Raw genomic sequence first — 25,348 nt, 5'->3', positions numbered from 1 at the left:
CTTAAGCTTCCTGTCCTACAGTTTCATCTTCAATGCCAAGCTCTTCCTTTACCCATTCATAACCTTCTGCTTCCAGACGCTCGGCCAGTTCGGAGCCGCCGGATTTCACGATCCGTCCCTGCATCATGACATGCACATAATCTGGCTTGATGTAATTCAAAAGGCGCTGATAGTGGGTAATCACAAGAAAACCGCGTTCCGGGCTGCGCATGGAGTTGACGCCTTCAGCGACAATTTTGAGCGCATCAATATCAAGGCCGGAGTCAATTTCGTCAAGAATGACGATCTTAGGATCCAGCATCATCATTTGCAGAATTTCGTTGCGTTTCTTTTCGCCGCCGGAGAAGCCTTCGTTCAAATAGCGGTGCAGAAACTCAGGGTTCATATCCAGTTCTTTCATTTTGGCTTCCATTTGACGGATAAAGCGGATCAAGGAAATCTCGCTTCCCTCTTCACGGCGGGAATTGATCGCACTGCGCAGGAAGTCGGAGTTCGTTACACCGCTAATTTCACTTGGATACTGCATCGCCAGGAATAGACCGGCACGCGCGCGTTCATCCACAGCCATTTCGAGCAGGTCTTCGCCTTCCAGAACAGCCGTACCCTCAGTAACCACGTACTTGGGATGACCCATCAGAGCCGAAGCCAGGGTGCTTTTACCGGTACCGTTCGGTCCCATGATGGCGTGAATTTCGCCGCCCTTCATTTGAAGGTTAATTCCCTTCAGAATTTCTTTTCCTTCAATTGATGCTTTCAGTCCCTCAATGACAAAATCTGCTGCCATAATAATGTTTCCCCCCATTGTTCGATTTGCGAAATCAGAAAGCTGTATTGTAACAGGTTATCCCTGATGCCAGCAAAATTAGATTTTATATCATATTATAATTATTATAAAGTGTAACGGAGTGATTATCAATGATTCTCACTAATTTTATTACAAACCATGTTTTTTTACAAATATCTATTTTCAATCCATGTAATCATTTAAAGTCTTGTATTTGAAAAAAATCAAAAAAGAAAGCCCCCGTACTGGAGGCTTTACTTCTATTGTAGATGCGATTATTCGCAATGGATGATCAGCCCAGGAAAGAACGCAGCATCCATTGGTTTTTCTCCAAATCGCTGCGGATTTTGATGAACAAATCGGCCGTTGGCTGATCACTCACCTGCTCGGCCAGCTCAATGCCTTCAGTAAGCTCTTCGGCCACGGTGGCGAAGTCTTCAATCAGGGTCTGAACCATGCCGCGGGTATCTTCTTTGCCTGTAGCTTCCTGAATGGTAGCCAGTTCAAGATATTCTTTCATGGTAGCCGCCGGACTGCCCTTGATGCTCAGCAGACGTTCAGCCACCTCATCCATTTTGAGGGTAACATCATCATATAGTTCTTCAAATTTCACGTGCAGGGAGAAGAATTGCTCTCCTTTCACATACCAGTGATAATTATGAATTTTGACGTATAGTACGTTCAGGTTTGCAACCTCACGGTTGAGTACTTGTTCGAGTGAAGTTGTGTTGACTTTGCCAGATGCTTTAGCCATTGTAATATCCCTTCCTTATCCATAATTTAGCCGGCTGCCTGTCCATGGTCCGGCATGCAGTTGTCTATACTGAATTTACCCTTTCATACTGGAGACGAAACATGAAATATCCTTTCTGGTGCAAGACACCAAGTCTGAACGCCTTCCTTGTTGATGGCTTATTCTGTAGGATGAGCCAAGCCTGTCCGGCTTATGCTTTTCCAGAAGTATCAACTTTGGACTGAAGTGGTGGAAGCAGCAAAAAGAGGCCCGGAGGCCTCCCTTAATAAAGTACCGGGCAGGGTGAGAGCAGCTTACAGCATAAGAAGCAAGGCCTCCGCCCCGGTCATTCCCGGTACAATTCCCAGCTTCTCAGCTTCTATGGTTACGGACTCCATAGGTGCAGACAGAAGCTGCGGCAATGTCCGCACACCAACGGCCCGGGCTGCTATAATCCTGCGGTCGCTAAGCGTTCCATTGAGCAACCCCACGTCAAGCGCTCCGCACATGATATACCCTTTATCCGTGCTGATCGACAGCAGCGTAGTCTTGGGAAGCTTTACTTCGACACCAATCATTACATGACCACCTACGACAACAGGCTCCATGGTAACCAACCAACATGACCTCCTTGTTCTTGATCCTCCATCACGTTGTATGTGTATGCTTTATTGGGGATCAGTGTGCGGATGAAGGACTAGTTCTCCGCTAAATGAGGGTCAATAGTCCTGATTTCCCAATAAGGAGGTATATGCTTATTCATGAATTAATGGTATAGTTTATATACTTTTAAAATAGTATTTTCAATAGTGTCTACTGACAAAGCTGGGGGATTTATGGACAAGAAACTACAACACACGGACGGCAATTATTTATTCAATGTCGACATCCTGATCAACGCCCGTACTAACCCGCTTGCACTGCAATACTTGCTTGAAATGTTGAACAGCAATGAGAAAATCACGGATTTCAACATTAACTCAGGTCTTGAGCTCGGAAAAACAATTGATAACCTCCTCCGGTCCGCGAAGCTTGCACTGAAGCAGGAACCCGCCACGGCTGCTCATGTACCTTTTAAATTGCCAGTGAAGCAACCGGGTAAGCAGGCTGAAAAGCCTGAACCCAAGAATGTCCCCGCAGTCACACCTGCGGCTACAACTGCGGCAACTCCTGCAGATGCGTACGGTAAAATCAGACTATACATTCAGAACAACCAACTGGTCCGGCTCCGCGCTAACCGGCACGGCAAACAGGTGTCTATGCCCTGCCGTATCCTGAATTTTGATGAAGCCGCCAATTCACTCAGTGTATATCATGTGGATGAGAAGCAAGTGTATACTTTCAAGCTCAATGAAATCGACGAATTTTCGTAGACCATGTACACCTTCACCACCAGACAAACAAGCACCTGTCCCGGAAGGAATCTTCGGGGCAGGTGCTTGTTTGTATTTTTATGGTCTTCGTTCTGAGTATCCATCAATCTTTTCGTGAAAAAGCTTCCCAAGCCAGACAAAGCCACCCGGCAATAAAACATACCCCGCCAAGAGGAGTAATCGCTCCGAGCACCTTAATGCCGGTAATACTCAGCATGTACAAGCTGCCGGAGAAGAAAATAATCCCCAGCATCAGCAGCCGTCCCGCTAAGCGCAGACGTGAGCTCTCCCCCCATTGACCTGCCGCCAGCCCAATGAGAATCAGTCCAAGCGCATGAATCATGTGATAATGCACACCGGTCTCGTAGACCTTCAGGTAGTCTTCACTGATCACAGTTTTAAGCAGATGCGCTCCGAACGCGCCTATGCCGACAGACAGCATGACCAGCAAGGCTCCATAGGCTATAAATCTTCGTTGCATGGATACACAGCTCCTTCTATTGAACTTCTCCTATCTTACCGTACCTGGACGTTGTATTTCCAGCAGCCGTAAGTTTGGAACATTTTGCAAACCGGGCTTGCATTTGCCGCCATCTTATGGAAAAGTGGGTACTACCATCATTTATATCAAATAGGATACAAGGAGTGCCTCACATGGACGATTATTCTCCGCCACAAGAAGAGCAAGTTCTGTATGAAGAAAACCCCCGGGATTTCAAACATTCCGGCCCCGGTATTGCCTCGTTTGTTATCGCCCTGATTACCCTTGCCGGCTATATTATTGCCTTTGTCGTTGTAGGTGCTAACGTCTCCTCCGTCACAGGTGGAAGCGACTCTTTCATTACCAATTCTGCAGAGTCTATCTTTTACCTGGGAATGTCTGTACTCGTCCTGGCAGCGGTTAATGTGATCGGGGCTGTAATCGGCATAATCGGACTTACCCTCCGCAAGCGCCGCAGGGTACTTGCTGTCATCGGCACTATAATTAATGGAGTCATTCTGCTGCTGTTCATGCTGATGATTGCCACCGTACTCGTTAATGCCGGTTCAGCCTGAGGCCAAACACTTACCCATTTCAAAGAAGAGGCCGCCCCGATTTTATTCGGAAGCGGCCCTTTTTTTCCTAGTGTAAACTGCAGCCCAGTACGGAATTACCGGCTGACCATACTGTCCAGCGAAGCATAGACATGCGGTCCAAATCCCTCTGAAGCCTCCCGCTGCGGAATGTTCAGCTTGATGACATATCCCTGCCCGTCCATTTCCTTCACCACATACTCCCGGGTCAAATCGGATCCCATAGCAGTAAGATAGAGCCGGATGCCGGTCATCCGCTGGTCACGCTCCTTTTGACCAAGTGCAGTCACTTTGCCAGTAGAAGCCAGCTCCTCCTCACCCTCCAGTTGAAGGGCATCGAGATTGAAGTCGGAGGGCAGCTTGGTAATCTCGGCGTAATACCCGGGATCAACTTTCATTGCCAGCTTGCCAGTCTTCGCATCAAACGTGAAGATATCGAATACATAGAGTGAATATCCCGCTCCAGTCGCCAGGGTTGCCGTCTTTTCTTCCTCCATGCCCTCCAGCGTCAGCTTGAGTGTCTTCGTCTTGGCGAGTCTACCTGTTGAAGGTGCTGCGCTTCCGCTCTCCGCAGACTTTTCCAGCTTCGACAGCACCCGCTGTGAAATGGAGGAGTCTCCTTCTACACTTCGCTGGGCATATTCGAAGACTACAGGATCATCCATATTTAAGGTCTCTAGAGACTGCTCCAGCCCCGCACCAAGCTCAAATGATGTTGCTCCTTCTTCTGTCTTGATCTCTACCGAGTGATTATCAATCTGTCCGACATAGATACCTGTACCGTGAATCATCTTTGCTTCCTGTGCAGGAGATGAACTGGGTTCAGTTGCAGAAGAAGAACTGGGTTCAGTCGAAGGGCTTGGTGACGGTGATGCCGTGCTCTGTGCCGGAGAGGGAGAGGCGGTGGACGAAGGCTCTATCGGAGCCTCGGCCGGGGTATTACCGCTGCATGCGGTTATAGCCAGCATTAATACAGCAGTTGCCGCCAGAACAGGTAGTTTACGTTGTGATTTCATGTTGACTGCCTCCTCATTGGTGAAACGGTAATCGAATCGCCTGGCTAGGCTTACTCTTATTAACGAATAACCCTTCGCCCGGGTTGCATAAACTTTCTGCTATATAGATTGGACCGTTTACAACTTGGATAGGCATTCGCCGGACGCAGCATGCTGCAAAATTAATACAATGGTGAAGAGCCTTTTTTAGAATGACCCTGAAGGAGTGATTTCCTTGAAAATAGATATCGGCTGCGGTTCCGGCAAAGAATCTGGTTATCTGGGAATCGGCCGTGAAGGTTGCCCCGGAGTGGATATCGTGTGCAATATTAATACGGGAATTCCACTGCCGGACAATACTGCAGAATTTGTTATGGCCAGCCGTGTGCTGCCGTATGTGGACAATTTATTTGCCGTAATGGCGGAAATCTACCGGATCAGCACCCACAAAGCTGTTGTTTGTATTCTGGCCCCTTATGCCCACAGTTTCCCCCACATTTCTAATCCTCTGTTCAAGCAGAAATTCGACGAGTATACTCCCCGCCATTTAACCGGCAGCTTTTTCCAGCCTTCCTCCGGAGCCATTTCTCCGGAAATCCCCGATTATCCGGTGCCTGCGCCACCCTTTGACTATCGGCTGCTTCGGATGGAGCTGTTCTATCAGTATCCTTTTGACGACATCCTTTATGAAGCCGAGGAACTGGAGATTCTGAAGACGCTGCAGTCCAATGTCGTTCATGAAATTATGTACCATTTTGCGGTGATTAAAAAACCAATAACAGCTGAAGAGCTCGAAGACATGAGCCGCAAAGCCTACCCTGAACCCCGCGCCCTGCTCGCCCGGAGAAGAGCGATCACAGAATAGACAAGATAAACTTAATTATGTGCCCATTACAAACAATTATTACCACATTCTGTCATAGGCTAATAACAAACCGAATAAAATGCATACCGTTCTCAAAAAACGAGCGGTCTGCCTTTTTTATTGTTGTCATAACATACTGTATCTTCTGTATAAGGAGGTGAAAATCATTCCTCTAGTCGTTCGGGCTACAATTAACGCGACCGGTGCCATCACTTTCACGGGCAACACGCTAGGCCTGAGCAGGTCTGAAACAACTGGTGTACCGGGCACTCAAGATAGTATCGGGGCGTTTACCACAGTAAATACTTCCTCCACATTTGGAACCTATCCCGCTGGAACTACAAATCTATATACAAGCAACAGCTCGGCTGCCATTCTGTCGATACCTTCAGGAAGTACAGTGCTGTATGCAGAGCTGATTTGGGCAGGCTCCTATATTAACGGTTCCGTCAACCTGAGTTCTGTCATTAACAATCCGATCTCCTTCACCACGCCGGCGGGCACTCTATTCAGTGTCTCCCCGGACGCAGCGACCAGCAATTCTGTCGATTTGGGCGGCGGAGGCTTCGCCTATGTACGTTCCGCGAATGTAACCAGCATTATTCAGACAGGGGGGGCCGGAAGCTATACCGCAGGCAGTGTAGTCGGTACGATAGTAATTACTGGCGATACTACAGCGAATCATGCGGGCTGGACCTTAGGCGTTATTTACTCGAATCCGTCTCTTCCTTTCCGCAATATGTCTCTCCGGGCAGGCGCTGTGCTTGTACAGGCCAGTTCTGCTCCTGTGGTCACAACCATTACTGGATTCGCGACCCCTGTGTCAGGAGCACTGGGCGGAAGAATTCTGTTCAGCGCACAGGAAGGAGATGCCAACCGTTCCGGAGATCAGGCGCTGTTTGGTCCAACTACCTCTACCCAGGTAGCGTTGTCTGGCCCCAATAACTTCTCCACCAACTTTTTTGCTTCACAGATAAATAATGATGCCGGTGTGCTCAATACAACCGGGACCTTTGGGACCCGCAATCAGACCAACGGCAGTCCTGGAACCAACATCATTGCTGGACGTCAAGGCTGGGATATCACCAATGTCGATGTCTCCGCGAGACTCGTCAACAATCAGTCTTCTGCCTTATTGACCCTAACCACTTCTGGCGATGCCTACGTTGTCAATGGAAATGCGCTGCAGATTGACATCAATGCTCCCAAAATCACCTTAACCAAAGGCTCAAATGCGGCGGGAACCATCGTCGGAGATACGTTGACCTATACCGTAACTGTCAGCAATACGGGCACTGCCAGTGCGACCAGCGCCGTTTTGTCAGATGCCTTGCCGGCAGGCTTAACTTTTGTGACCGGAAGTGTGGTTGTAGCCGGTATACCTAGGCCTATGTATGATATAACAGCAGGCATTCCCCTTGGGACTTTGACTCTCAGCACCTCTGTGACCGTTACATACCAAGCCAAAGTCACTTCATTGCCACCTTCGCAGATTGTTGCCAATACGGCCAATCTCGCATTTACGTTCCAGAGTGTCGCGGGCGGATCGATATTGACTGGAGTTATTCCTTCAAATACTGCCTCTCTGCCGGTATACTCTCCGGTCCTTGGCATTGTCAAAAGCGCCAACACCACAAATGCCACTGTCGGCGATCAAATTATTTATACCCTGCAGATTGCTAACACGGGTAATATTGGCGCAACTACTACGCTAACCGATAATATTCCCGCCGGCAGCTCCTATGTGCCCGGAAGCTTCACAGTGAACGGAACCCCGGTAGCAGGCAATCCAGCCTCAGGTATCGCCATCGGCGTCATTGCTGCCGGAGGCAGCTCAACCGTCCAGTTTCGGGTAGTGGTAAATAGTCTTTCTCCATCGTCTCAGCTCGTAGACCAGGCAACTGCCGCATATACTTTTGTGGTACCGGACGGCAGGACGGTGGCCGGATCAGCCGCTTCCAACACGCTTACAATTCCTGTTACTCTGCCGAATGTTGTGATCGTAAAAAGCGCAAGCTTCCCTGATGTTGCCGTAGGTGACGTCCTCCTATATACCTCCATAATCAGCAATAATGGAATTGCCCAGGTCACCAATCTTATATTGTCTGACCCGCTTCCGGCGGGTAGCACTTTTGTTGCGGGAAGCGTCAATGTCAACGGATCTTCGCGCCCGTCTGCTGATCCTGGAACGGGAATAACTGTAGGTACTATTGCAGCAGGCGCCAGTGTCACCGTTACCTTTCAGGTATCTGTGACCTCTGTACCTTCACCTGCACAGCTCTCAAACCGCTCATCCGCATCCTACAGCTCCGGTGTGTTTACAGGGATCACCCAATCCAATACGACGGCAACGCCTGTCTATCAGCCAGTCATAGGGATCAATAAGAGTGCGAATACAGCCAGTGCGACTGTAGGCGGGAATGTTCTCTACACCCTGCAGATGCAGAATTCGGGGAATCTGGCTGCCACAGTTATTCTAAGTGACAACATTCCGGCAGGATCAGCCTTTGTGCCCGGCAGTGTCACCGTCAACGGTGTGGTCCGTCCATCGGATTCACCCACTGTGGGGATACCGCTGGGAGCTGTGGGCCCTGGAGCAACGGTTACTGTTACCTTCCTTACAGCGGTGCAGTCACTTCCGTCTCCAGCCGTGCTAGTGAATCAAGCCAGCAGCAGCTACACCTATCAACTGCCGAGCGGGCGCTCCCTCTCTGGAACAAGCTTGTCCAGCACAGTGAGTATTCCGGTATCCGCACCGGGCATCACCCTGATCAAGAGTGTGAATCTTACCAATGCTGCTGTCGGGGAGTATATCACCTACACTGTGGCGGTCAAAAATCCCAGTGGCGTACCTGTGAACAACGTGGTCCTGTCCGATCCGGTTCCAACTGGCGGTGCATTTGTAGCCGGAAGTGTCACCATCAACGGGACGCCGCTACCTTCCGCTAACCCTGGCGCCGGCTTTAGTCTCGGAACCATCGCTGCAGGTGCCACAGCAACCGTAACCTTTCAGGTGAATGTGAGTTTCGTGCCTAATCCGGCAGTCCTTGTGAACAGGGCAAGCGCTTCTTTCACCTCCGGTTCTTTCAGTGGTGCCGCTCTGTCAAATACGATCAGCACTGCAGTGTTCATCCCCGTTATCGTTCTTGAAAAAAGCGCGAATGCAGCACAGGCCTCTGTCGGCAGCTCCCTGTCCTATTCCATTCTTGTCAGCAATACCGGGAACATTGCCGCAACGATGAACTTGACCGACACTCTGCCGCCGCAGGCAGTATTCGAAGCAAACAGCGTGAGCATTGGTGGCACGCCTCTGCCGGGATTCAATCCCGCCACAGGCATTCCTGTAGGACCACTCGCACCAGGCGACAGTGTTACCGTCTCATTCCTGGTCACAGTTACCGCGCTGCCGCCCGGCCAGCTGCTGCTTAATACAGCGGCGGCTGCCTTCAGCTTCACCCTGCCCGATGGCCGGCAGCTTGGGGGGAATTCCGTATCGAATACACTCTCCATTCCTGTCTCCGCGCCTAACGTAAGTATTGTAAAAAGCGTGAATGTCATTGACGCCGTTACGGGTGATATTCTAACATTCACCTCCGTTCTGACGAACAACAGTATTGCTGCTGTCAGCAAGATCATTCTCAGTGATCCCTTGCCTGAGAATGCAGCCTTCATTTCCGGAACCGTAATTGTGGGCGGTGTCTCCCAGCCGCTATCAATCCCGTCCGCCGGCATTCCAATCGGCAGTCTGGGCCCCGGGGCCTCAGTCGCCGTAACATTTGAGGTGAAGATAACAATGCCGATTCCTTCACAAATCAACAACCAGTCAACCGTCAGCTTTACCTCCGGTGTATTCTCAGGCTCCTCATCATCCAACATTACAACTACACCGGTCATTCAGCCGCAAATTTCCTTGGTCAAGAGTCCCGATGCGTTCAATAAAACCATTGGCGATACTGTCATCTACTCGATTATAGTCAATAATACCGGCAATCTTACCGCAAATGTAACCCTTACAGACAACATCCCGGACGGCACTGAATTTGATCCCAACAGTGTTATTGTAGGAGGATTCCCCCAGCCGGGATCAGCCCCGGATACGGGGATCGCTGTCGGAATTGTGGCTCCGGGCGCAAGTGTGACCGTCAGTTTCACCGTCATTATTGTTTCGCTGCCCTCCCCACAGCAAATAGTCAATCAGGCTTCGGCAACCTTCACTTTTACACCGCCTGACGGACGTCTGCTGACCGGCACAGCATTATCCAATGTGGTGACGATCGGCGTCTCCGCGCCTAACGTCGCTGTGGTGAAAAGCACAACCTCTACATCGGTTGCCATTGGAGATACTATCCCTTATTCCGTCAATATTACCAACAACGGGATTGATCCGGTCAACAATATAATACTAAGTGATCCTCCCCCACCGGGAACTGCTTTTGTGCCAGGCAGTGTGTCGGTCAACGGCGTTCTTTTTCCAAATGCCAATCCGGCTACCGGGATAAGCATAGGCACATTGGCTATTGGCGCATCTGCTATAGTTTCATACAGTGTAACGGTTGTATCCCTCCCGGCTAGCGTATCAATCAACAATCAGGCCACAGTTACGTATACCTCGGGCGTTTCTTTTTCCGGCTCGGTATTCTCCAATCTGGTTAGCGTCCCCGTATATCAGCCCATTATTGCCGCCGTCAAAAGCGCCAGTACAATGAATGCCACAGTAGGCGATACCGTAACCTACTTCTTAGCGGTCAGCAATACAGGCAATTATGGAGCAACCCTAACCATTACGGATAATATTCCGGCCGGTACTATCTTTGAGCCCAACAGCGTGCTGATTAATGGCTCCCCGCTCCCTCAGGCTGATCCGTCTACTGGAATTGCCGCCGGTATTGTCGCTCCTGGAGGAACAGTAACAGTCGCCTTCTCGGTAGTGATCACTTCACTCCCTAATCCTCAAGTGCTGGTGAATCAAGGAACCGTAGCTTACAGCTTCACCTTGCCTGATGGGCGGACGCTTGGCGGCTCGGTCCTGTCCAATACCATTACATTTCCTGTCTCGAATCCGAATCTCGCCGTAGTCAAAACGACAATAACAACCGCTACCACCATTGGCGATACCATTACTTATTCAGTGACATTGACCAACAATGGGATTGCTGCTGTCAATAATGCTGTATTCACAGATGCGCTCCCTGCAGGTACTACATTTGTAACAGGCAGTGTGCTGGTGAATGGTGTGGCGCGACCCGCAACCTCTCCGGCTACAGGTGTAACCATAGGCACTATTGCCCCTGGCGCTTCAGTTACCGTAGACTTTAACGTTACGGTAACCTCGCTGCCGGCAACCGGATTGCTGAACAATCAATCCTCTGTCAGTTTCACCTCCGGAGCACTCTCTAGTGTAGGCTTCTCCAATATCCAGACTACACCAGTCTATCAGCCGGTTATCAGTGCAGCCAAAAGCTCAAGCTCTGTAAATGCGACGGTTGGAGACACGATTACTTATACGGTCAATGTAAGTAATCAAGGGAATTACCCGGCAAATGCCACTTTAACGGATACCATTCCCGCCGGGTCCACTCTTCTCGCCAACAGCGTGCTGATTAACGGTTCTCCGTCTCCGGGGTCTGACCCTGCAACAGGAATTCTACTGGGGTCGATTGCCGCCGGGGCAAGCCTTAGTGTTGTTTTCTCTGTTGTTATCGATACTTTGCCGGTCAGCCAGCAGTTGACCAACCAGGCTACTGTTTCCTATGCCTATACCTTACCGGATGCCCGGACCTTCAATCAGACATCGCACTCCAACATCAATCAGATTTCAATCTCATCACCGAATGTGCTTGTCGCCAAGACTACAGCTGCAACCGATGCCGTTATCGGGGATACCATCAGTTACAGCATCTCTGTTACCAACAGCGGCATTACACCGGTCAATAATACAGTACTCAGTGATCCCATTCCGGCGGGCGCTTCCTTTGTCAGCGGCAGCGTAGTCGTTGACGGAACTCCTCTGCCGGGAGCCAATCCGGCCAATGGCATATCACTGGGCACCGTTGCACCGGGAGCAACAATACAAGTCACTTTCAGCATCCTTGTTAATACACTGCCTACGCCAGCCATTCTGAACAATCAGGCTTCCGTGAGCTTTACCTCCGGGGCGTTCTCAGGGGCTTCATATTCCAACACTCTAGCTACCCCGGTGTACCAGCCGTTCATTAACATTGTCAAAACAGCGGATACCACAAACGCAACGGTCGGAGATACTGTAACCTATTTCCTCAACATCACGAATACCGGCAACCTTGCGGCGAATGTCACGATTACAGACACCATTCCTCCAGGCGCGCTGTTTATTCCGAACAGTGTAATCGTAAATGGCGTATCACAGCCTGGAGCTGATCCGGCGAGCGGGCTGAATGTCGGCAGTGTTGCTCCGGGTGCAACTATCACCGTGACGATTACCTTGCAGGTCACCGTGGCATCGCTGCCATCACCGCAGCAGCTTGTGAATCAAGCCGCGTCCACCTTCACATTCAGTCCGCCGGATGGCCGTCTGCTCTCTGGCTCATCTTTGTCGAACAAACTGGTTATTCCGGTCTCCTCTCCTGATGTAACGGCCGTCAAGAGCACTCCTGTTATTGATGCGGTCGTCGGAGACATAATCACGTATACTATTGTGGTCACGAATAACGGAATTGTTCCCGTGAATAATGTAGTGGTGGTTGACCCGATTCCAGAAGGCAGCCAGTTCGTCACCGGCAGTGTCACGGTGGATGGAGCCGCCCGTCCCGGCGCTAGTCCTGCTACAGGCATTGTAATTGGAACGGTTGCGCCTGGAGCCTCCTCTACCACCACCTTCCAGGTAAGGGTGATTCAGACATGAGCTCTGCTTTCCCCTTTCAACCTGTTGTAACCAATCAATCCAAGGTGTTCTTCCGATCGGCAGCGGGCATAGACTCCATTACTTACTCTAATAAGATCAACACCCCGATTGTAGGTCCGGTTCTTTCTATATTAAAAAGCGCGGATCAAACCAGTGCCTCCCTTGGAGAGACCCTAGTATACACATTCGTTGCCCGAAATGAAGGCAATGTGTCGGCATTGGCTACCCTGATAGACGCTATTCCTTCTGGCGTATCCTTTATGGCCAACAGCGTCTTGCGAGATGGAGTTCCCCTTCCCGGGGTCTCTCCTTCCTCCGGCATACCGCTGGGAACGATCTTTCCACAGACCGACGTACAGATTGCCTTTCAGGTCATTGTTGTTGCACTTCCGCCTTCACTGAAGCTGAGCAATAGAGCCAAGGCCGTCTATTCCTTTAGCACTCCGGAGGGGAGGATCGTGCAGGGAGAAGTTTTATCAAACCAGGTTACAGTTGCTCTGCTCTCCTACCAGCTCTCCATTCTGCTAGTCGCAAGCACATCTACCACATTTATCGGGGATACTGTAACCTACACACTGTGGCTAAAGAACGAGGGAACCCGGCTGCTGACCGATATTACAGCAACCATTCCTGTAACGGATGGGACCGTGTTCCTCCCCGGAAGTGTCATCTCCGGCGGTATTTATTCGCCTGATAACGACCCGGCCAAAGGCATACTAGTGGCGCCGCTGGGCACAGGTACAACCACAGAAATCACGTATCAGGTTAGAGTCACTTCAACCCCTGCAACATCAGTATTAACCACGCAGGCCGTTGTTTCTTACTACACAGGCGGGGATACGGCTGATACCAAGAGCAACACGGTCAATGTTACCGTTGTTCACTCCGGGCTGTCCGTCAGCCTAAAGGTTAATAAATCCAACGCAGCTCCCGGGGATCATCTGCGTTATGTGTTCACCGTCAGCAATAGCGGGAATCTGGCGGTGGATGCAGTCCTTGCAGATATTATGCCTGACGACACACTATTTATCTGGGATAGTGTGAATCTCAACGGAACTGCTCAGAAGGGGACCCATCCCAGAGAGGGTATTCCCCTTGGCACCCTAAGGGCAGGCTCCGCGGCTATTGTTGATTTTCTTGTCTCCATCCCGGCCGAGACCAACATACACCAGAACCCTGTAATCCAGAATCAGGGCAGCGTACAGTATACTTATAGACTGCCTGATGGACGCATTGTAAGGGAGACTGAACGTTCCAACACCGTAGTCACCTTGTTGTTCTCACCGGTCATCTCTGTTCAAGTTACAGGTGAGCCTCCAATAGCTGAACCCGGCGGTATTGCCGAATTCTATATTTCCGTTACCAACAGCGGCAACTATCCGGCTGAGGTATCGCTCATAGAGATCGTTCCCCAGGGAAGCACCCTCGCAACGGGTTATGTTACACCTGAAACCCCGTACAGCGGGATTATCCCCCTCGGTACGGTGCAACCGGGGCAAACCATCCAACTCAGCTATGTAATCCGCATCAATCCCGGTTATCTGGGCCGTGCTCTCCAGGGCTCTTTAACCGCACTCTATATGTACACTATCGATGGGCATAGATACTCCGGGGAGACCCGCTCGAACAGCTATAAAATGATCATCGAAGAAATCAGTGAATAAGAAGGTTCACATATCCCCCAGCCCCATGAATATACTTTAGTTACAACCTGCCCTTCAGTCACCCTTTGTGCCCGTACCGATTAATATTCCATGGGAGGTGGTCGTTCTGCCGCAATCATCCGGTCATTACGCGTTCGTCGTATCCAAAGAAGACTGGTCCCTTCACCGTAAAGGCCATCAGGATCAGGAACGTCATCAGCAGAAGGTCCGGGAAGCCATTAAGGATAATCTGCCTGACCTCGTGACTGAAGAAAATATTATTATGTCCGACGGCAAGCAAATCGTTAAAGTGCCTATCCGCAGTCTGGATGAGTACCGGATTATCTACAATTTCCGCAAGCAGAAGCACGTCGGCCAGGGCGATGGTGAAAGTCAGGTCGGGGATGTACTCGGCCGCGATTCCCAGTCCGCCCAGCCGGGTAAAGGCGATAAGGCAGGCGATCAGCCCGGTCAGGATACGGTAGAAGCGGAGGTCGATCTGGAGGATCTGGAGGACATCTTGTTCGAGGATATGGAACTGCCCCATCTTGCCCCCAAGGCACAAGAAGAGATCGAAGTCAAATCCATCGTCTTCAACGATATCCGCAAAAAAGGCATGATGTCCAACATTGATAAGAAGCGTACCCTGCTTGAGAACCTGCGCCGCAATGCCAGCCGGGGCAAACCCGGCATTCACAGCATCAGCCCCGACGACCTGCGCTACAAAACCTGGGATGATATCACGGTGCCTCATTCCAACGCGGTGATTATTGCGATGATGGATACTTCCGGGTCCATGGGCACCTTTGAAAAATACTGTGCCCGCAGCTTCTTCTTCTGGATGACCCGCTTCCTCCGGCGCCAGTATGAAAAGGTGGAAATTGTGTTCCTGGCACACCACACAGAGGCCAGGGAGGTCAGCGAGCATGACTTCTTCACCCGTGGCGAGAGCGGGGGAACCATCTGCTCCTCAGCCTATCAGAAGGCACTGGACATTATCGACAGCCGTTATCCGCCCTCCAAATATAACATCTATCCCTTCCACTTCTCTGACGGCGACAATCTCACCTCTGATAATGAACGTTGTGTCAAGCTGATCGGCGAGCTGCTGAAGCGCAGCAACATGTTCGGCTATGGAGAGGTTAACCAATACAACCGAAGCAGTACCCTGATGTCTGCATACCGTCATCTGAAGCAGGAGCAGTTCATGCATTATGTGATCAAGGACAAGAAGGAAGTCTATCAGGCACTGAAGACCTTTTTCGGTAAAAAGCACACTGTGCAGTAAGAAAAGACCTCTACCCGGAAAGGTGGAGGTCTTTTACTGTCGATATCCTTTTGAACCATTGACAGTTATTCGTCACTTAATAAAAGCTCAACATGCAGCACAGTATCCCCCTTGTTATCCAAATACCATTTGCCATCGGAGGCCTTGACAACCGATTTAAGATAATAAAATAGTTGTATCACTGAACTTTTATCATCCTTGTCACTGACAGTATAAACAAAATAGACTGTGGCCTTATTCGGTCCATATGAGACAACGGTCGCCTGCTTCTTGGTATACTTCAGCTCGTGTTTGAGAAAGTTGTTTTCCAGCAGCAGCTTGACCTGATCTTTGCTCAGATTCCGATTGGTATAATATGCTTCAGGAGAGCGATCCACCGCCATCAGCGCCAGTGCATCCTCATCGTTCATTGCTTGTATATATTTATCAAGCAATGTATAGATGGCTGCCTTGTCGGCATCCGGAACAGCCGCTTCCTTATTGGCAAGGGAGAGATAATCGACAGACTCTGCTTCGGTCCGGTAGACAACAATATTTTTATGAACGGCATCATAGTTCACTCTAATATTGGAGGTAGCATTGAACAAATGATTCATAACCAGTACATTGGCTCCGGAGCCCAGTATCATTGGAGCATCTTTACTGTAGGTAAATTCACGGCCGTTAAGAAAGGTCTTCCCCGATTTAAGATCAATTTTGAAGGAAGCATCCTCCGAATCTGCTGTGATCACCTTTTTGGCCGCATCGTAGTTGAACTTGAATCCTAAAGCCAGTACAACACTGCGGAACTCGATGTACACTCTGCCCCCCTGCAGGATAGGAGCAGCCTTCGGATGGATTTCCTTGCTCTGGACGAAGACACGGATCGTCTTCACGTTTGGTGCCGCTGCGGAGGCTGCTGCCGGACCCAAAGACATAACTGTCAGAACGAAGGCCAGAAAGAACACTGCAATCTTACTCATATTTAAATTCTTCATCAAATTCCTTATACCCCCATTATAATTAAAATCACCCTTTCTACTTTATCGTCAACTTCCATGTATGTCCTTTGGAGTCCTAATTAGCCTTCTCTCTATCCTTGCCCTTATCGGATTCACCGGCGTTTTTGTTCGCGGCATCACGGTCCTGCATCATTTCGTCCACGCTCTTTACCTTCAGCCGGGCAGCACCGGCATTATCAGTGAGGGTCGGGATCCGTTCACCCGAGGAGAGGCGCGCCTTCGCTTCGGCAATTGCTGCACCGTATTGCGGCAGCCAAGGTTCTCCGGCAACCAGCATCTCATCGACCATTTGCCAGATTTCCTTCGGGTTGCAGACGGCTCCGACCAGCGGGTCCATCATGAAGGCTTGGCGCAGCAGCTTGTCATCGCCATGAACGGCAGCTTCAACGGCCAGACGCTGTACGGAGATGCTGACATTACACACAGCGGCGAGACCAAGCGGCAACTCACCGACCAGCGGCATAGAGATGCCGTTATGATCGACATATCCCGGCGCTTCAATAATGGCATCATCCGGCAGATTGGCAATAATACCATTATTGACGGTATTAAAATGACCTCGGTATACTCTGCCCGTCTCCAATCCTTCAATAATATAGGAGCCATGCTCTTCACTCCGGTGTTCAGAATGGTATTCCAGTGCGGGGTCCTTCATCCAGTTGGGAAAATCAGTCTCGAACCAGTTGCGTCCCTCGGTGCATACCCGTAAATACCCCCCGGTTTCTCCGTTGATCCAGCAGCCCAGGTCAATCCAGTCCATAATTTCACCGCTGCGCTTGCGGTACCACGGAACATACTCGCTCAAATGTCCATTAGATTCGGTGCTGTAATAGCCGAAGCGGCGCAGCATGTCAATCCGCACCTTTTCCGTCCGGCTGAATTCCGGGTGCTGTTCAAAAGCTTCAAGCAGCCCTGCAGTCAGATCCCTGCCATTATGCCTCGCGGAGATATACCAGGTCTGGTGATTGATCCCGGCACAAATTATATCCACCTCGGATTTCTCCAGCCCGTAGACCTCGGCTATCTGCTGATGCCCATGCTGCACTCCGTGACACAGTCCAATCGTCCGCACACCCCCGTATTTATTGCAGGCCCAGGTCAGCATGGCCATCGGGTTCGAGTAATTGAGCAGGAGCACATCCGGCGCAGCCACCTCCCGGATATCACGGCAAATCTCCAGCATTTCGGCAATCCCCCGCTGCCCGTACATGATTCCGCCTGCACATAAGGTGTCACCCACGCACTGGTCTACGCCATACTTCAGCGGAATATCCACATCGGTTGCAAACGCCTCAAGCCCTCCCATGCGAATAGTACAAAATACGTACTTGGCATCTTTGAGCGCTTCTCTGCGGTCTGTCGTAGGTGAGATTGTGATCTTCAGGCCATTCTCCCGGATATCCCGCTGGCACAGCTCGGTGACCATCTGCAGATTCTGAGGATTAATATCCATAAAGGAGACTTCGATCTCCTTGAATTCCGGTACCGTCAACAGGTCACGCAACAAGCCGCGTGTGAACCCGATACTGCCCGCCCCTATAAAAGCTACTTTAAAAGACATTGCTATCATCCTCCCAATGAATGAATGGTTCCTGTCCATTGTAGCAAGGTGGCCGCGGGAAGCGTTACCAATATCATGACTATTTTACCGGTAACCTGTCAATAATCCTCACCTGTCTGTAGCCGTTGGCTGATGATCACTCCATGAGAAGCGTTCTATCGAATTACGGTATTCCACTGGAGTACAGCGGGTGTACTTCTTGAACAGGAGGTGAAAATATTGCCTGCTGCTAATCCCCACATAGTCAGCGATTTCCGCAACAGGGATTTCGCTCTGTCCCAGCAGCATCTTTGCCTTCTCCATACGCAGCATATTCAGGTAGTCCGTTAGTGTCCGGCCCGTATGCGCCCGGAAGATGCGGTGCAAATAGCCGGGATGAACGCTGACCTCGGCAGCTACCTCTTTGACCTGAATACCGCGGTCATAATTCTGATGCAGAAATTCAATCGCGCGCCGCACATAGAGCTGCGAGGGCTGCTGGCTGGTCTGAAGCTGTTCCCGACGAAGTCTGGATAAGCGCAGCAGCAGCTCGGCAAACAGCAGCCCGATCATTATGCCCCCTTGCCCGGCCCCCCGCGCTTCACCATCGCCGCCGTGCCGGTCCAGCTCCAGTACAAGCGATTTAAGCACATGAAATACCTCTTCAGGGTCCGGCAGCACCAGACTGCGGAATGGCATACGCAGCAGTGCGGCCAGGTCCTCTTCCTCCCCGGCCAGTCTGGCGATGGAAGGGGCCGCTCCCGTAGAAGCTGTGAAGCCAAATTCAACATTCAGCATCCGGCACGACGTGCCCTCCTCGACAATTAGACGGTGCGGCACATTAGCATCCAGCATAATCAGCTCTCCCCGCTTCAGGCGGAAGCGTTCCTCTGCATTCGCATCCTGCCACACATCGACTATACAGCTTCCCGAAATCAGGTACATGATCTCCGTCGAATGATGCTGATGGTACGCCATCGTATATGAATTCCACTGCTTATAATAGTAGGCAAAAAAATGCGGACTATACTCCCCTTCCAGCAAAGCCTGCTGAAACAGGCTTCCATTTAATTCTGGCAAGCAAGCCTCCCCCTTTCAGTATGCAGAATGCTCATTTCTTCCTATAAGGCCTCTCGATGCCTTCTGTTATAGACTAAGTGTATCCTTAGAATCCTGCCAGAACAAGAATCGGATAGGTTCAACGCGAAACAGACGATGCCAAAAAGCCCCCCGCCGATGATTCGACGCAGGGGCCTACTTTTTCCAATCAAGCTTATCCGTGAAAAGAAACCAGCGACTGCTTCAGCTCCTCAGCGAGCGTCTCCAGCTTGCCGGACAGAGCGACCAGCTCCTCGCTCACGATGAATTGCTGTGAGGACATGGAGGCCACTTCCTCCGTGGAGGCACTGGTCTGCTGAACTACCGCCCGGACACTGGCCATGGATTCACCCAGCAGCTGCTGGCACTCTGTCAGTGCCGTGACCGACGCCGACGACTCATTCAAATAGCCGATGAACTGCTCCATCTCTGCCCGGACATCTTCAAAGATAATAGAAGATTCCCGTACGGAAGCAATCTGTTCACGAAATAGCGGAGCAGTCTCGCCCACAACCTGGACCGTATTGTCAATATGACTGCTGATTTCCTCTGTAATCCTTGACACGGAGGCAATTGATTGGTTGGACTGATTGGCCAGCCCGCGGATTTCGTCTGCAATCACAATGAAACCTCTTCCGGCTGCTCCAGCTCTAACAGCCTCAATGGAAGCATTGAGCGCCAGAATATTCGTCTGCTTGTTCACAGCAACCATTGGGGTCAGGATGCTGCGGATCAGATGTGTGCTTTCTCTCAGTCTGATGGAATTTTCCTGAATCAAATCCATCATCCGCACAGTGGATTCGCTCTGGGCAACCAGTGTCTTCATCAGCTCCGCTCCCTGGTCACTGACTGTGATGACCTTCTCCGCCGAAGTATCCATGGCCTGATTGATCTCCTTCACTTCCTTAATCTGGAGATTCATCAATTCCACGTTGCGGTTACTGCTCTCTGCTTCAAGCGCCAGACTGGCTGCCCCGTGGGCAATTTCTTCAGTGGCAGCCGCCACTTCTCTTGCATGGGTGGAGGTCGTACTGGACGCATTCACCAACTGCTCCGAGGTAGACAGAACCTGAGCTGCCGAGCTGCCGCTCTGGCCTGCTAATAATGAGATCTGCTCCATCATCTTGTTGAAGCTGTGGCCCAGCCGGCCAATCTCATCCTGGCCTTTGAAGCTCGTGCGCACCTGAAGATTGCCCTGCTCGCCTTCCTCCATCAGCCGGGCTAGCTTGCCCAGAGGACGGCCAATCTGGCGGACCAGAAGGTAGCCGATCAACAGAGCAATCACAACCGCAGCGAGGACAACCAACAGTGTGATGTAGAGCAGCTTGTCCGCAGATTTGGTAAAATCACTAACCGGAGCATATCCCATCAGCGTCCACTTGGCCGTATCCAGCGGCTGATAGACCACAAGCTGAGGAGCACCCTGCTCGTTTTCACTTGTGAACGAATGAAGCTGCCCCTTCGGTGGCTCTGTTTCAGGGTGTATGTATGAGGCTTCGCCGAGTAGCTTGTTGTCCGCTCCATACACAATACTTTCTGACGGGTCCAGAATGCGGATCTCACCGGCACGCCCGATATGCAGATTGGAGAGAATATCTGTAAGCGCCTGACCCTTGATCTCAATCAGCATGTAGTACTCCGCTTCGGGATGCTTGATATTCCGTAATAGCCTGCCCATCGTCATCGAAGACTCGGCATACACATCGAAGAAGCCTTTGGCCCTTACCGAGAACCAGACGGGATCGCCTTTGGCTTCATCAATCTGTTTTACTCTTGCCAGAATGCCTTCGTCGCTGCGGACGGCGCTGATGCCTGTCGACTTGTAAGATTCGGACTCCACCAGGTTTCTTGAGATAAGCCGGATGCCCAGCATCCGTTCATCCGAGCCTTTGACCGAGTCCAGCTTGCGGCGGATCCGGTCCTCAGCCGCCGCTTTGGCGACAGTTCCGGCTCCCGGACGGTTCACCGTCTCCATATCTGCTTTTAAAATAGAATCCACGGCAAACTGCCGCGAAAGTGCTTCATACTCGGCAAATAGAAAATCCAGCTTGTCTGCAGCCTGCACGATGGACTGGGAGGAAGCAGCAGCAACCTGATCTGTAATGATGCCTTTTGCTGCATAATATGAAGTCAGACCCAGGACCGAGGACAGCAGCACAATCGTACAGAACAAAATGACGAACAACTTGATGCCTACCGATCTAAATCGTAAGTTACGCGGGCGTTTCATTACACTCTCTCCTCAGGACAAAATAAAGGTACAGCCCTTAATAGACAACATAAAGGCTGTACCTTGTGTTTCGGTGATTCATGAAGCAGGCAAGACAACTATCCTTTGCTGGCGCCAGCGGTCAAACCGTCAACGAGCAGACGCTGCAGGAATCCGAACAGAATCATAATCGGCACAGAGATCAACACCGCCCCCGCTGCGAACAGTGTGAAATTGGAATTCTGCATCGTATTGACCATATCCCACATCCCGACAGCGACCGTCCAGTTCTCCTTGGTCCGCAGAATCAGCTTGGCAAAGATGAAATCCACCCACGGGCCGACAAACTGAGTAAGCGCCATATAGGTAATCATAGGCCGGGAGAGCGGAAGAATAATCCGGACAAAAATACCGAAATTGCTGGCTCCGTCAATCCGCGCCGCTTCATCCAATGATCGTGGAATGGTATCCAGGAAGCCCTTGGCGATCAGCGTACCGCCAAGGGGCGCTCCTGCCGCATAGACGATAATGAGTGCCATGTGCGTATCCAGCAGGTCGAACTGATTGAGTAGCAGATAGATCGCAATCATACTCATGAAGCCCGGGAACATCCCGAGAATGAGCAGTACCGACATGGTAGTCTTACGGGTTTTGAAGCGGAATCTGGATAGAGCGTAACTGGTCAGAAGGGTCAGCACCACACCGATCAGCATAGAGAATACGGCAATCTTAAGTGTATTCGCATACCAGGTCCCAAACATATAGACCGGTGAAGTGAACAGTTCCTTGTAATGCGCTAACGTAAAGTGTTCAGGAATCAGCGTTTTGCTGTACAAAGACTTGCCCGGCCGGAAGGATGCTAGCAGAATCCAGAGTGCCGGATAGATTGCAGCAATCGCCAGCGCAATCAGAACGATGTAACTGAGGCTCAAGCGAATAGCGCTCGTAAGCTTGCGTCCGATAATCATTGAATCATATCCTCCTCTTGGAATGATTTGGTCCGGCGGTAATTGTACAGGGAGAACCCGGCTACAATAATGAAGAGTATAATGCCTATTGCGGAAGCCATATTATTTTTGTTCTGATCCGCCGTCAGCTTGTAGAGCCACGTTACCAGCAAGTCCGTTGATCCGGCATACTGATAATTCCCGTTGACCGGATTCCCCTGAGTCAGAAGGTAGATTGCATTAAAGTTGTTGATATTGCCGGCAAATTGCATAATCAGCGTAGGTGCAGTAGAGAACAAGATCATTGGCAGCGTAACAATACGGAACTTTTGATAATTGGTCGCCCCGTCGACTTCGGCTGCTTCGTACATGTCTCGCGGGATCGTAGTCAGCACACCCATAATCAGCAGCATCGATACTGGAATCCCTACCCACATGTTGACAATAATAACAGTGAACTTAGCCCAGAACGGATCTGTCAGCCAAGGCAGCTTTCCAAGTCCGAAATAGCCGAGATACTGGTTGATCGGGCCGAACTGCCCGTTGAACAGATTGCGCATCAGCAGCAGGGAAATCATCTGCGGAATCGCATAAGGCAAAATAAGAATCATTCTCCACAAACCCTTGAAACGGATACCTTTTTGATTAATCAGCAGAGCGACAAGCATCCCGCCGAAATAAGTAGTTATTGTGGATAGAACCGCCCAGACAATCGTCCAGGTAAGTACACCGTAAAAGGTATGGCTCCATGATTTGAGGACCAGCAGATTACGGAAGGTTTGAAACCCTACCCAGTCCACCAGCTTCGCCGGCGGAATATGATCCGGTGCGGCAAAGTTTGTAAAGGCCAGCATGATCATAAAGATAATCGGCATAATGGTAAAGAACAAAATACCGAGACCCGGAATCAATAAAAAGCTCTGGGCAAACTTGTAATCCAGAATGTAGCGTACAGACTGTTTGAATGTATTCGAAGGACGACCGTTATCGCGTTCTTCTCCGGTTTTATGGGCATCCCTAATATTCATATACCAGGCAATCAGGAATAACACAAAGAACATCAGGGTGATCAAGCTTTGAATCAGAATGACGATGGAATGGTCTCCAGCCACCATTTTCGTGATTCCCTTTACCTTTACCAAATGGCTTGGAGAGTCCCCTAGTGAAGTAATCCCCCAAAAAGCCCTTCCCAAATTAGCGATGAAATAGACCAGAGCTCCAGCCTCTACAGCTAAAAAAATAAGCCCTTTAATGAATTGGCGGTTATATATTTGTCCCAATCCCATAAAAATGGTCGACAGTATTGCGGCTCTGCTGCGGTGTCGCTGCATTTCTCTTCCGTTCTCCTCTCCGCGCGGAATTCAGGAAACCGCCCGCCGCTACCCGGAGCGGCGGGCGAATGAATATCCACTATGTGCTAATGATGTGCTGTTTAAAAACCTCTGTTACTTAGAAGTTGAACCGTTATTGAGGTCTTTGATCTGCTGAACGGCCTTATCCATTGCCGCCTTCGGATCAGCGTTGTTATCCCAAATTTCCGGAAGGGCCGCATTCACAGGGCTCCATACGTTGCCCATTTCAGGAATGGACGGCATTGGCTGGGAGTTCTTCGCCTGCTCAGCAAAAGCGGAGATGTACGGATCACCCGTAATCTGTGCATCCTTCAGCGCTTCATTGTTGGTTGGAATGGAACCGATCAATTTATTGAGCAGGAGCTGTGCATCCTTGCTTGACGCAAAGTGAGCGTATAATTTGGCTGCGTTCGGATATTTCGAGTAAGCATTGACACCGAAAATTTTGATGCCGGAGAATGAAATTGCTGTTTTGCCGTCAATAGTTGGGATTGGGGCAACACCCAGCTTGTCACCAAGCGCTTCCTTGTAGGCGGCAAGCTCCCAAGGACCTGTCATATCCATGGCTACATCTCCGGAGCTGAACAAGCTGCGTTTGATGTCTGCAGTAATATCACCGCTCTTGACAGGCAGTGCTTCCTTCAATTTGACGAAAGTCTTCAGACCTTCAATGGCACCTTCGTTGTTCAGGCCGATATCGTCTTTGTCTGTGCCGTCTTTACCGAACAGGTAACCGCCGGTAGTGGCAATGAACGGATAGCCAAAGTACATGTTGCCCACTTCCCACATAATTCCATATTTACTCTTCGCCTTGTCTGTGAACGTTTTGCTGAAGGCAATCACGTCATCGAAGGATTTAGGAGCTTCTTTGACCAACGATTTGTTGTAGTAGAGCGCATAAGTTTCTGCCGCTCTAGGATAGCCGTACAATTCGCCGTCGAAGGAGGAGCCTATGATGGAAGCCTCTGTGTTGTCTGCTTTGGTCTGCTCAGTAAAGATATCGTTTGGAAGCAGCAGGCTTGCGCTTACGGCTTTGCCCAGATTGTCATGCGGGATCAGTACTACGTCTGCAGCCAGACCGGATGGACCATCCTGTGTAAGCTTGCCTACTTGATCCGGCGGAGCTATCTCTTCAATTTTCACGGGAACGTTATATTTAGCTGTAAATTGTTTGGCGATTTCTTCGGCAAAAGGTCTCTCTTCTTTACTCTCCCATACAAGCAGCGATGCGCCGTCTTCCGGTGCAATTTCACCAGTTGCAGCAGCATTACCGCTGTTCGTAGCAGCATTAGTAGCTGTAGCGTTGTCTGTTGGTGCATTGCTTGCCGCAGCATTTCCCCCGTTATTGCCATTGTTGTTAGAACCGCACGCCGTGATGGATACTGCCATAGAGAACGCTGCGGTGAGAACCATGAGCTTTTTCATTTCCATTGCTTAAACCCCTCCTAATTTGTGTATCATACCTCACGCTTACGATGATGCCCCAGATCTTGCGCAAACGATTTCAGGGGATTCAAAAAAAAAGTATGTATTCGTTGTTGCCCCTTCTATATACGCTTCATCAAG

The 25,348-nt window shown here is 50.4% G+C and carries 18 protein-coding genes; 6 read left to right on the top strand and 12 right to left on the bottom strand.

Annotation, left to right across the window (positions count from 1 at the left end; all coding sequences use genetic code 11):
• Window position 1: 1 nt before the first annotated feature.
• The 3 genes from sufC to A3848_RS05155 all read right to left on the bottom strand — a co-directional run bounded on the left by sufC (window position 2) and on the right by A3848_RS05155 (window position 2,134).
• Complete coding sequence (gene sufC, locus A3848_RS05165; RefSeq protein WP_074083897.1) at window positions 2-784, bottom strand: Fe-S cluster assembly ATPase SufC; 783 nt, start codon at window positions 782-784, stop codon at window positions 2-4.
• Window positions 785-1,076: 292 nt separating this feature from the next.
• Window positions 1,077-1,538 (bottom strand): Dps family protein, encoded by a 462-nt coding sequence (locus A3848_RS05160; RefSeq protein ID WP_074083896.1) that lies wholly within the window; start codon window positions 1,536-1,538, stop codon window positions 1,077-1,079.
• A 293-nt stretch (window positions 1,539-1,831) separates the two neighbouring features.
• Complete coding sequence (locus A3848_RS05155) at window positions 1,832-2,134, bottom strand: YunC family protein (protein WP_074083895.1); 303 nt, start codon at window positions 2,132-2,134, stop codon at window positions 1,832-1,834.
• A gap of 219 nt (window positions 2,135-2,353) precedes the next feature.
• Between A3848_RS05155 and A3848_RS05150 the strand changes: the two genes are divergently transcribed.
• A complete protein-coding gene (locus A3848_RS05150; protein WP_074083894.1) occupies window positions 2,354-2,890 on the top strand; it encodes a hypothetical protein in 537 nt (178 codons plus the stop codon).
• 103 nt (window positions 2,891-2,993) lie between these two features.
• On the opposite strand, the gene A3848_RS05145 is transcribed toward A3848_RS05150, so the two are convergent.
• Window positions 2,994-3,371, bottom strand: coding sequence for a DUF423 domain-containing protein (locus A3848_RS05145; RefSeq protein ID WP_074083893.1), 378 nt, complete (start codon window positions 3,369-3,371; stop codon window positions 2,994-2,996).
• A 173-nt stretch (window positions 3,372-3,544) separates the two neighbouring features.
• Between A3848_RS05145 and A3848_RS05140 the strand changes: the two genes are divergently transcribed.
• A complete protein-coding gene (locus tag A3848_RS05140; protein ID WP_074083892.1) occupies window positions 3,545-3,946 on the top strand; it encodes a hypothetical protein in 402 nt (133 codons plus the stop codon).
• 95 nt (window positions 3,947-4,041) lie between these two features.
• Here A3848_RS05140 and A3848_RS05135 read toward each other — a convergent pair whose 3' ends face one another.
• Entirely contained in the window at window positions 4,042-4,980 is a 939-nt protein-coding gene (locus tag A3848_RS05135) for a hypothetical protein (protein ID WP_074083891.1), read from the bottom strand.
• Between the two features lie 214 nt (window positions 4,981-5,194).
• On the opposite strand from A3848_RS05135, the gene A3848_RS05130 reads away from it, so the two are divergent.
• From A3848_RS05130 to yhbH, 4 genes are all read left to right on the top strand, one after another.
• A complete protein-coding gene (locus tag A3848_RS05130; RefSeq protein WP_074083890.1) occupies window positions 5,195-5,824 on the top strand; it encodes a class I SAM-dependent methyltransferase in 630 nt (209 codons plus the stop codon).
• Window positions 5,825-5,981: 157 nt separating this feature from the next.
• Window positions 5,982-12,704, top strand: coding sequence for a DUF7507 domain-containing protein (locus A3848_RS05125; RefSeq protein WP_143192344.1), 6,723 nt, complete (start codon window positions 5,982-5,984; stop codon window positions 12,702-12,704).
• Window positions 12,701-14,368, top strand: a complete 1,668-nt coding sequence (locus tag A3848_RS05120; RefSeq protein ID WP_074083889.1) for a DUF11 domain-containing protein — start codon at window positions 12,701-12,703, stop codon at window positions 14,366-14,368. The genes A3848_RS05125 and A3848_RS05120 overlap by 4 nt, the downstream gene beginning before the upstream one ends.
• A 106-nt stretch (window positions 14,369-14,474) precedes the next feature.
• Window positions 14,475-15,635, top strand: coding sequence for a sporulation protein YhbH (yhbH, locus tag A3848_RS05115; RefSeq protein ID WP_074084048.1), 1,161 nt, complete (start codon window positions 14,475-14,477; stop codon window positions 15,633-15,635).
• 65 nt (window positions 15,636-15,700) lie between these two features.
• On the opposite strand, the gene A3848_RS05110 is transcribed toward yhbH, so the two are convergent.
• From A3848_RS05110 to A3848_RS05080, 7 genes are all read right to left on the bottom strand, one after another.
• On the bottom strand, window positions 15,701-16,597 hold the full coding sequence (locus tag A3848_RS05110) for a stalk domain-containing protein (RefSeq protein ID WP_178381909.1): 897 nt from the start codon (window positions 16,595-16,597) through the stop codon (window positions 15,701-15,703).
• A gap of 94 nt (window positions 16,598-16,691) precedes the next feature.
• Entirely contained in the window at window positions 16,692-18,197 is a 1,506-nt protein-coding gene (gene melA, locus A3848_RS05105) for an alpha-glucosidase/alpha-galactosidase (protein ID WP_074083887.1), read from the bottom strand.
• Window positions 18,198-18,305: 108 nt separating this feature from the next.
• Window positions 18,306-19,256 carry a helix-turn-helix transcriptional regulator gene (locus A3848_RS05100; protein WP_074083886.1) on the bottom strand — a complete coding sequence of 317 codons (951 nt, stop codon included), beginning with the start codon at window positions 19,254-19,256 and terminating at the stop codon, window positions 18,306-18,308.
• 193 nt (window positions 19,257-19,449) lie between these two features.
• Entirely contained in the window at window positions 19,450-21,504 is a 2,055-nt protein-coding gene (locus tag A3848_RS05095; protein ID WP_074083885.1) for a methyl-accepting chemotaxis protein, read from the bottom strand.
• A 98-nt stretch (window positions 21,505-21,602) separates the two neighbouring features.
• Window positions 21,603-22,451, bottom strand: coding sequence for a sugar ABC transporter permease (locus A3848_RS05090; protein ID WP_074083884.1), 849 nt, complete (start codon window positions 22,449-22,451; stop codon window positions 21,603-21,605).
• Complete coding sequence (locus A3848_RS05085; protein WP_074083883.1) at window positions 22,448-23,761, bottom strand: sugar ABC transporter permease; 1,314 nt, start codon at window positions 23,759-23,761, stop codon at window positions 22,448-22,450. Before A3848_RS05085 ends, A3848_RS05090 begins: the two co-directional genes overlap by 4 nt.
• A gap of 114 nt (window positions 23,762-23,875) precedes the next feature.
• Complete coding sequence (locus tag A3848_RS05080; RefSeq protein WP_074083882.1) at window positions 23,876-25,213, bottom strand: sugar ABC transporter substrate-binding protein; 1,338 nt, start codon at window positions 25,211-25,213, stop codon at window positions 23,876-23,878.
• Window positions 25,214-25,348 lie beyond the last annotated feature (135 nt).

The sequence above is a fragment of the Paenibacillus sp. P32E genome (assembly GCF_001909085.1).
In the GTDB taxonomy this organism is placed as follows: domain Bacteria; phylum Bacillota; class Bacilli; order Paenibacillales; family Paenibacillaceae; genus Paenibacillus_AQ; species Paenibacillus_AQ helianthi.
The sequence above is the reverse complement of the archived record's forward strand: the minus strand, read 5'-3'. Positions and strand labels throughout refer to the sequence as shown.

What these genes read in the sequence shown, in the direction of transcription:
- sufC (WP_074083897.1), bottom strand. Translation starts at nt 784, where the DNA reads ATGGCAGCAGATTTTGTCATTGAGGGACTGAAAGCATCAATTGAAGGA.
- A3848_RS05150 (WP_074083894.1), top strand. Translation starts at nt 2,354, where the DNA reads ATGGACAAGAAACTACAACACACGGACGGCAATTATTTATTCAATGTC.
- A3848_RS05090 (WP_074083884.1), bottom strand. Translation starts at nt 22,451, where the DNA reads ATGATTATCGGACGCAAGCTTACGAGCGCTATTCGCTTGAGCCTCAGT.
- A3848_RS05085 (WP_074083883.1), bottom strand. Translation starts at nt 23,761, where the DNA reads ATGCAGCGACACCGCAGCAGAGCCGCAATACTGTCGACCATTTTTATG.
- A3848_RS05095 (WP_074083885.1), bottom strand. Translation starts at nt 21,504, where the DNA reads ATGAAACGCCCGCGTAACTTACGATTTAGATCGGTAGGCATCAAGTTG.
- A3848_RS05120 (WP_074083889.1), top strand. Translation starts at nt 12,701, where the DNA reads ATGAGCTCTGCTTTCCCCTTTCAACCTGTTGTAACCAATCAATCCAAG.
- A3848_RS05135 (WP_074083891.1), bottom strand. Translation starts at nt 4,980, where the DNA reads ATGAAATCACAACGTAAACTACCTGTTCTGGCGGCAACTGCTGTATTA.
- A3848_RS05145 (WP_074083893.1), bottom strand. Translation starts at nt 3,371, where the DNA reads ATGCAACGAAGATTTATAGCCTATGGAGCCTTGCTGGTCATGCTGTCT.
- melA (WP_074083887.1), bottom strand. Translation starts at nt 18,197, where the DNA reads ATGTCTTTTAAAGTAGCTTTTATAGGGGCGGGCAGTATCGGGTTCACA.
- A3848_RS05080 (WP_074083882.1), bottom strand. Translation starts at nt 25,213, where the DNA reads ATGGAAATGAAAAAGCTCATGGTTCTCACCGCAGCGTTCTCTATGGCA.
- A3848_RS05140 (WP_074083892.1), top strand. Translation starts at nt 3,545, where the DNA reads ATGGACGATTATTCTCCGCCACAAGAAGAGCAAGTTCTGTATGAAGAA.
- A3848_RS05160 (WP_074083896.1), bottom strand. Translation starts at nt 1,538, where the DNA reads ATGGCTAAAGCATCTGGCAAAGTCAACACAACTTCACTCGAACAAGTA.
- A3848_RS05110 (WP_178381909.1), bottom strand. Translation starts at nt 16,597, where the DNA reads ATGAGTAAGATTGCAGTGTTCTTTCTGGCCTTCGTTCTGACAGTTATG.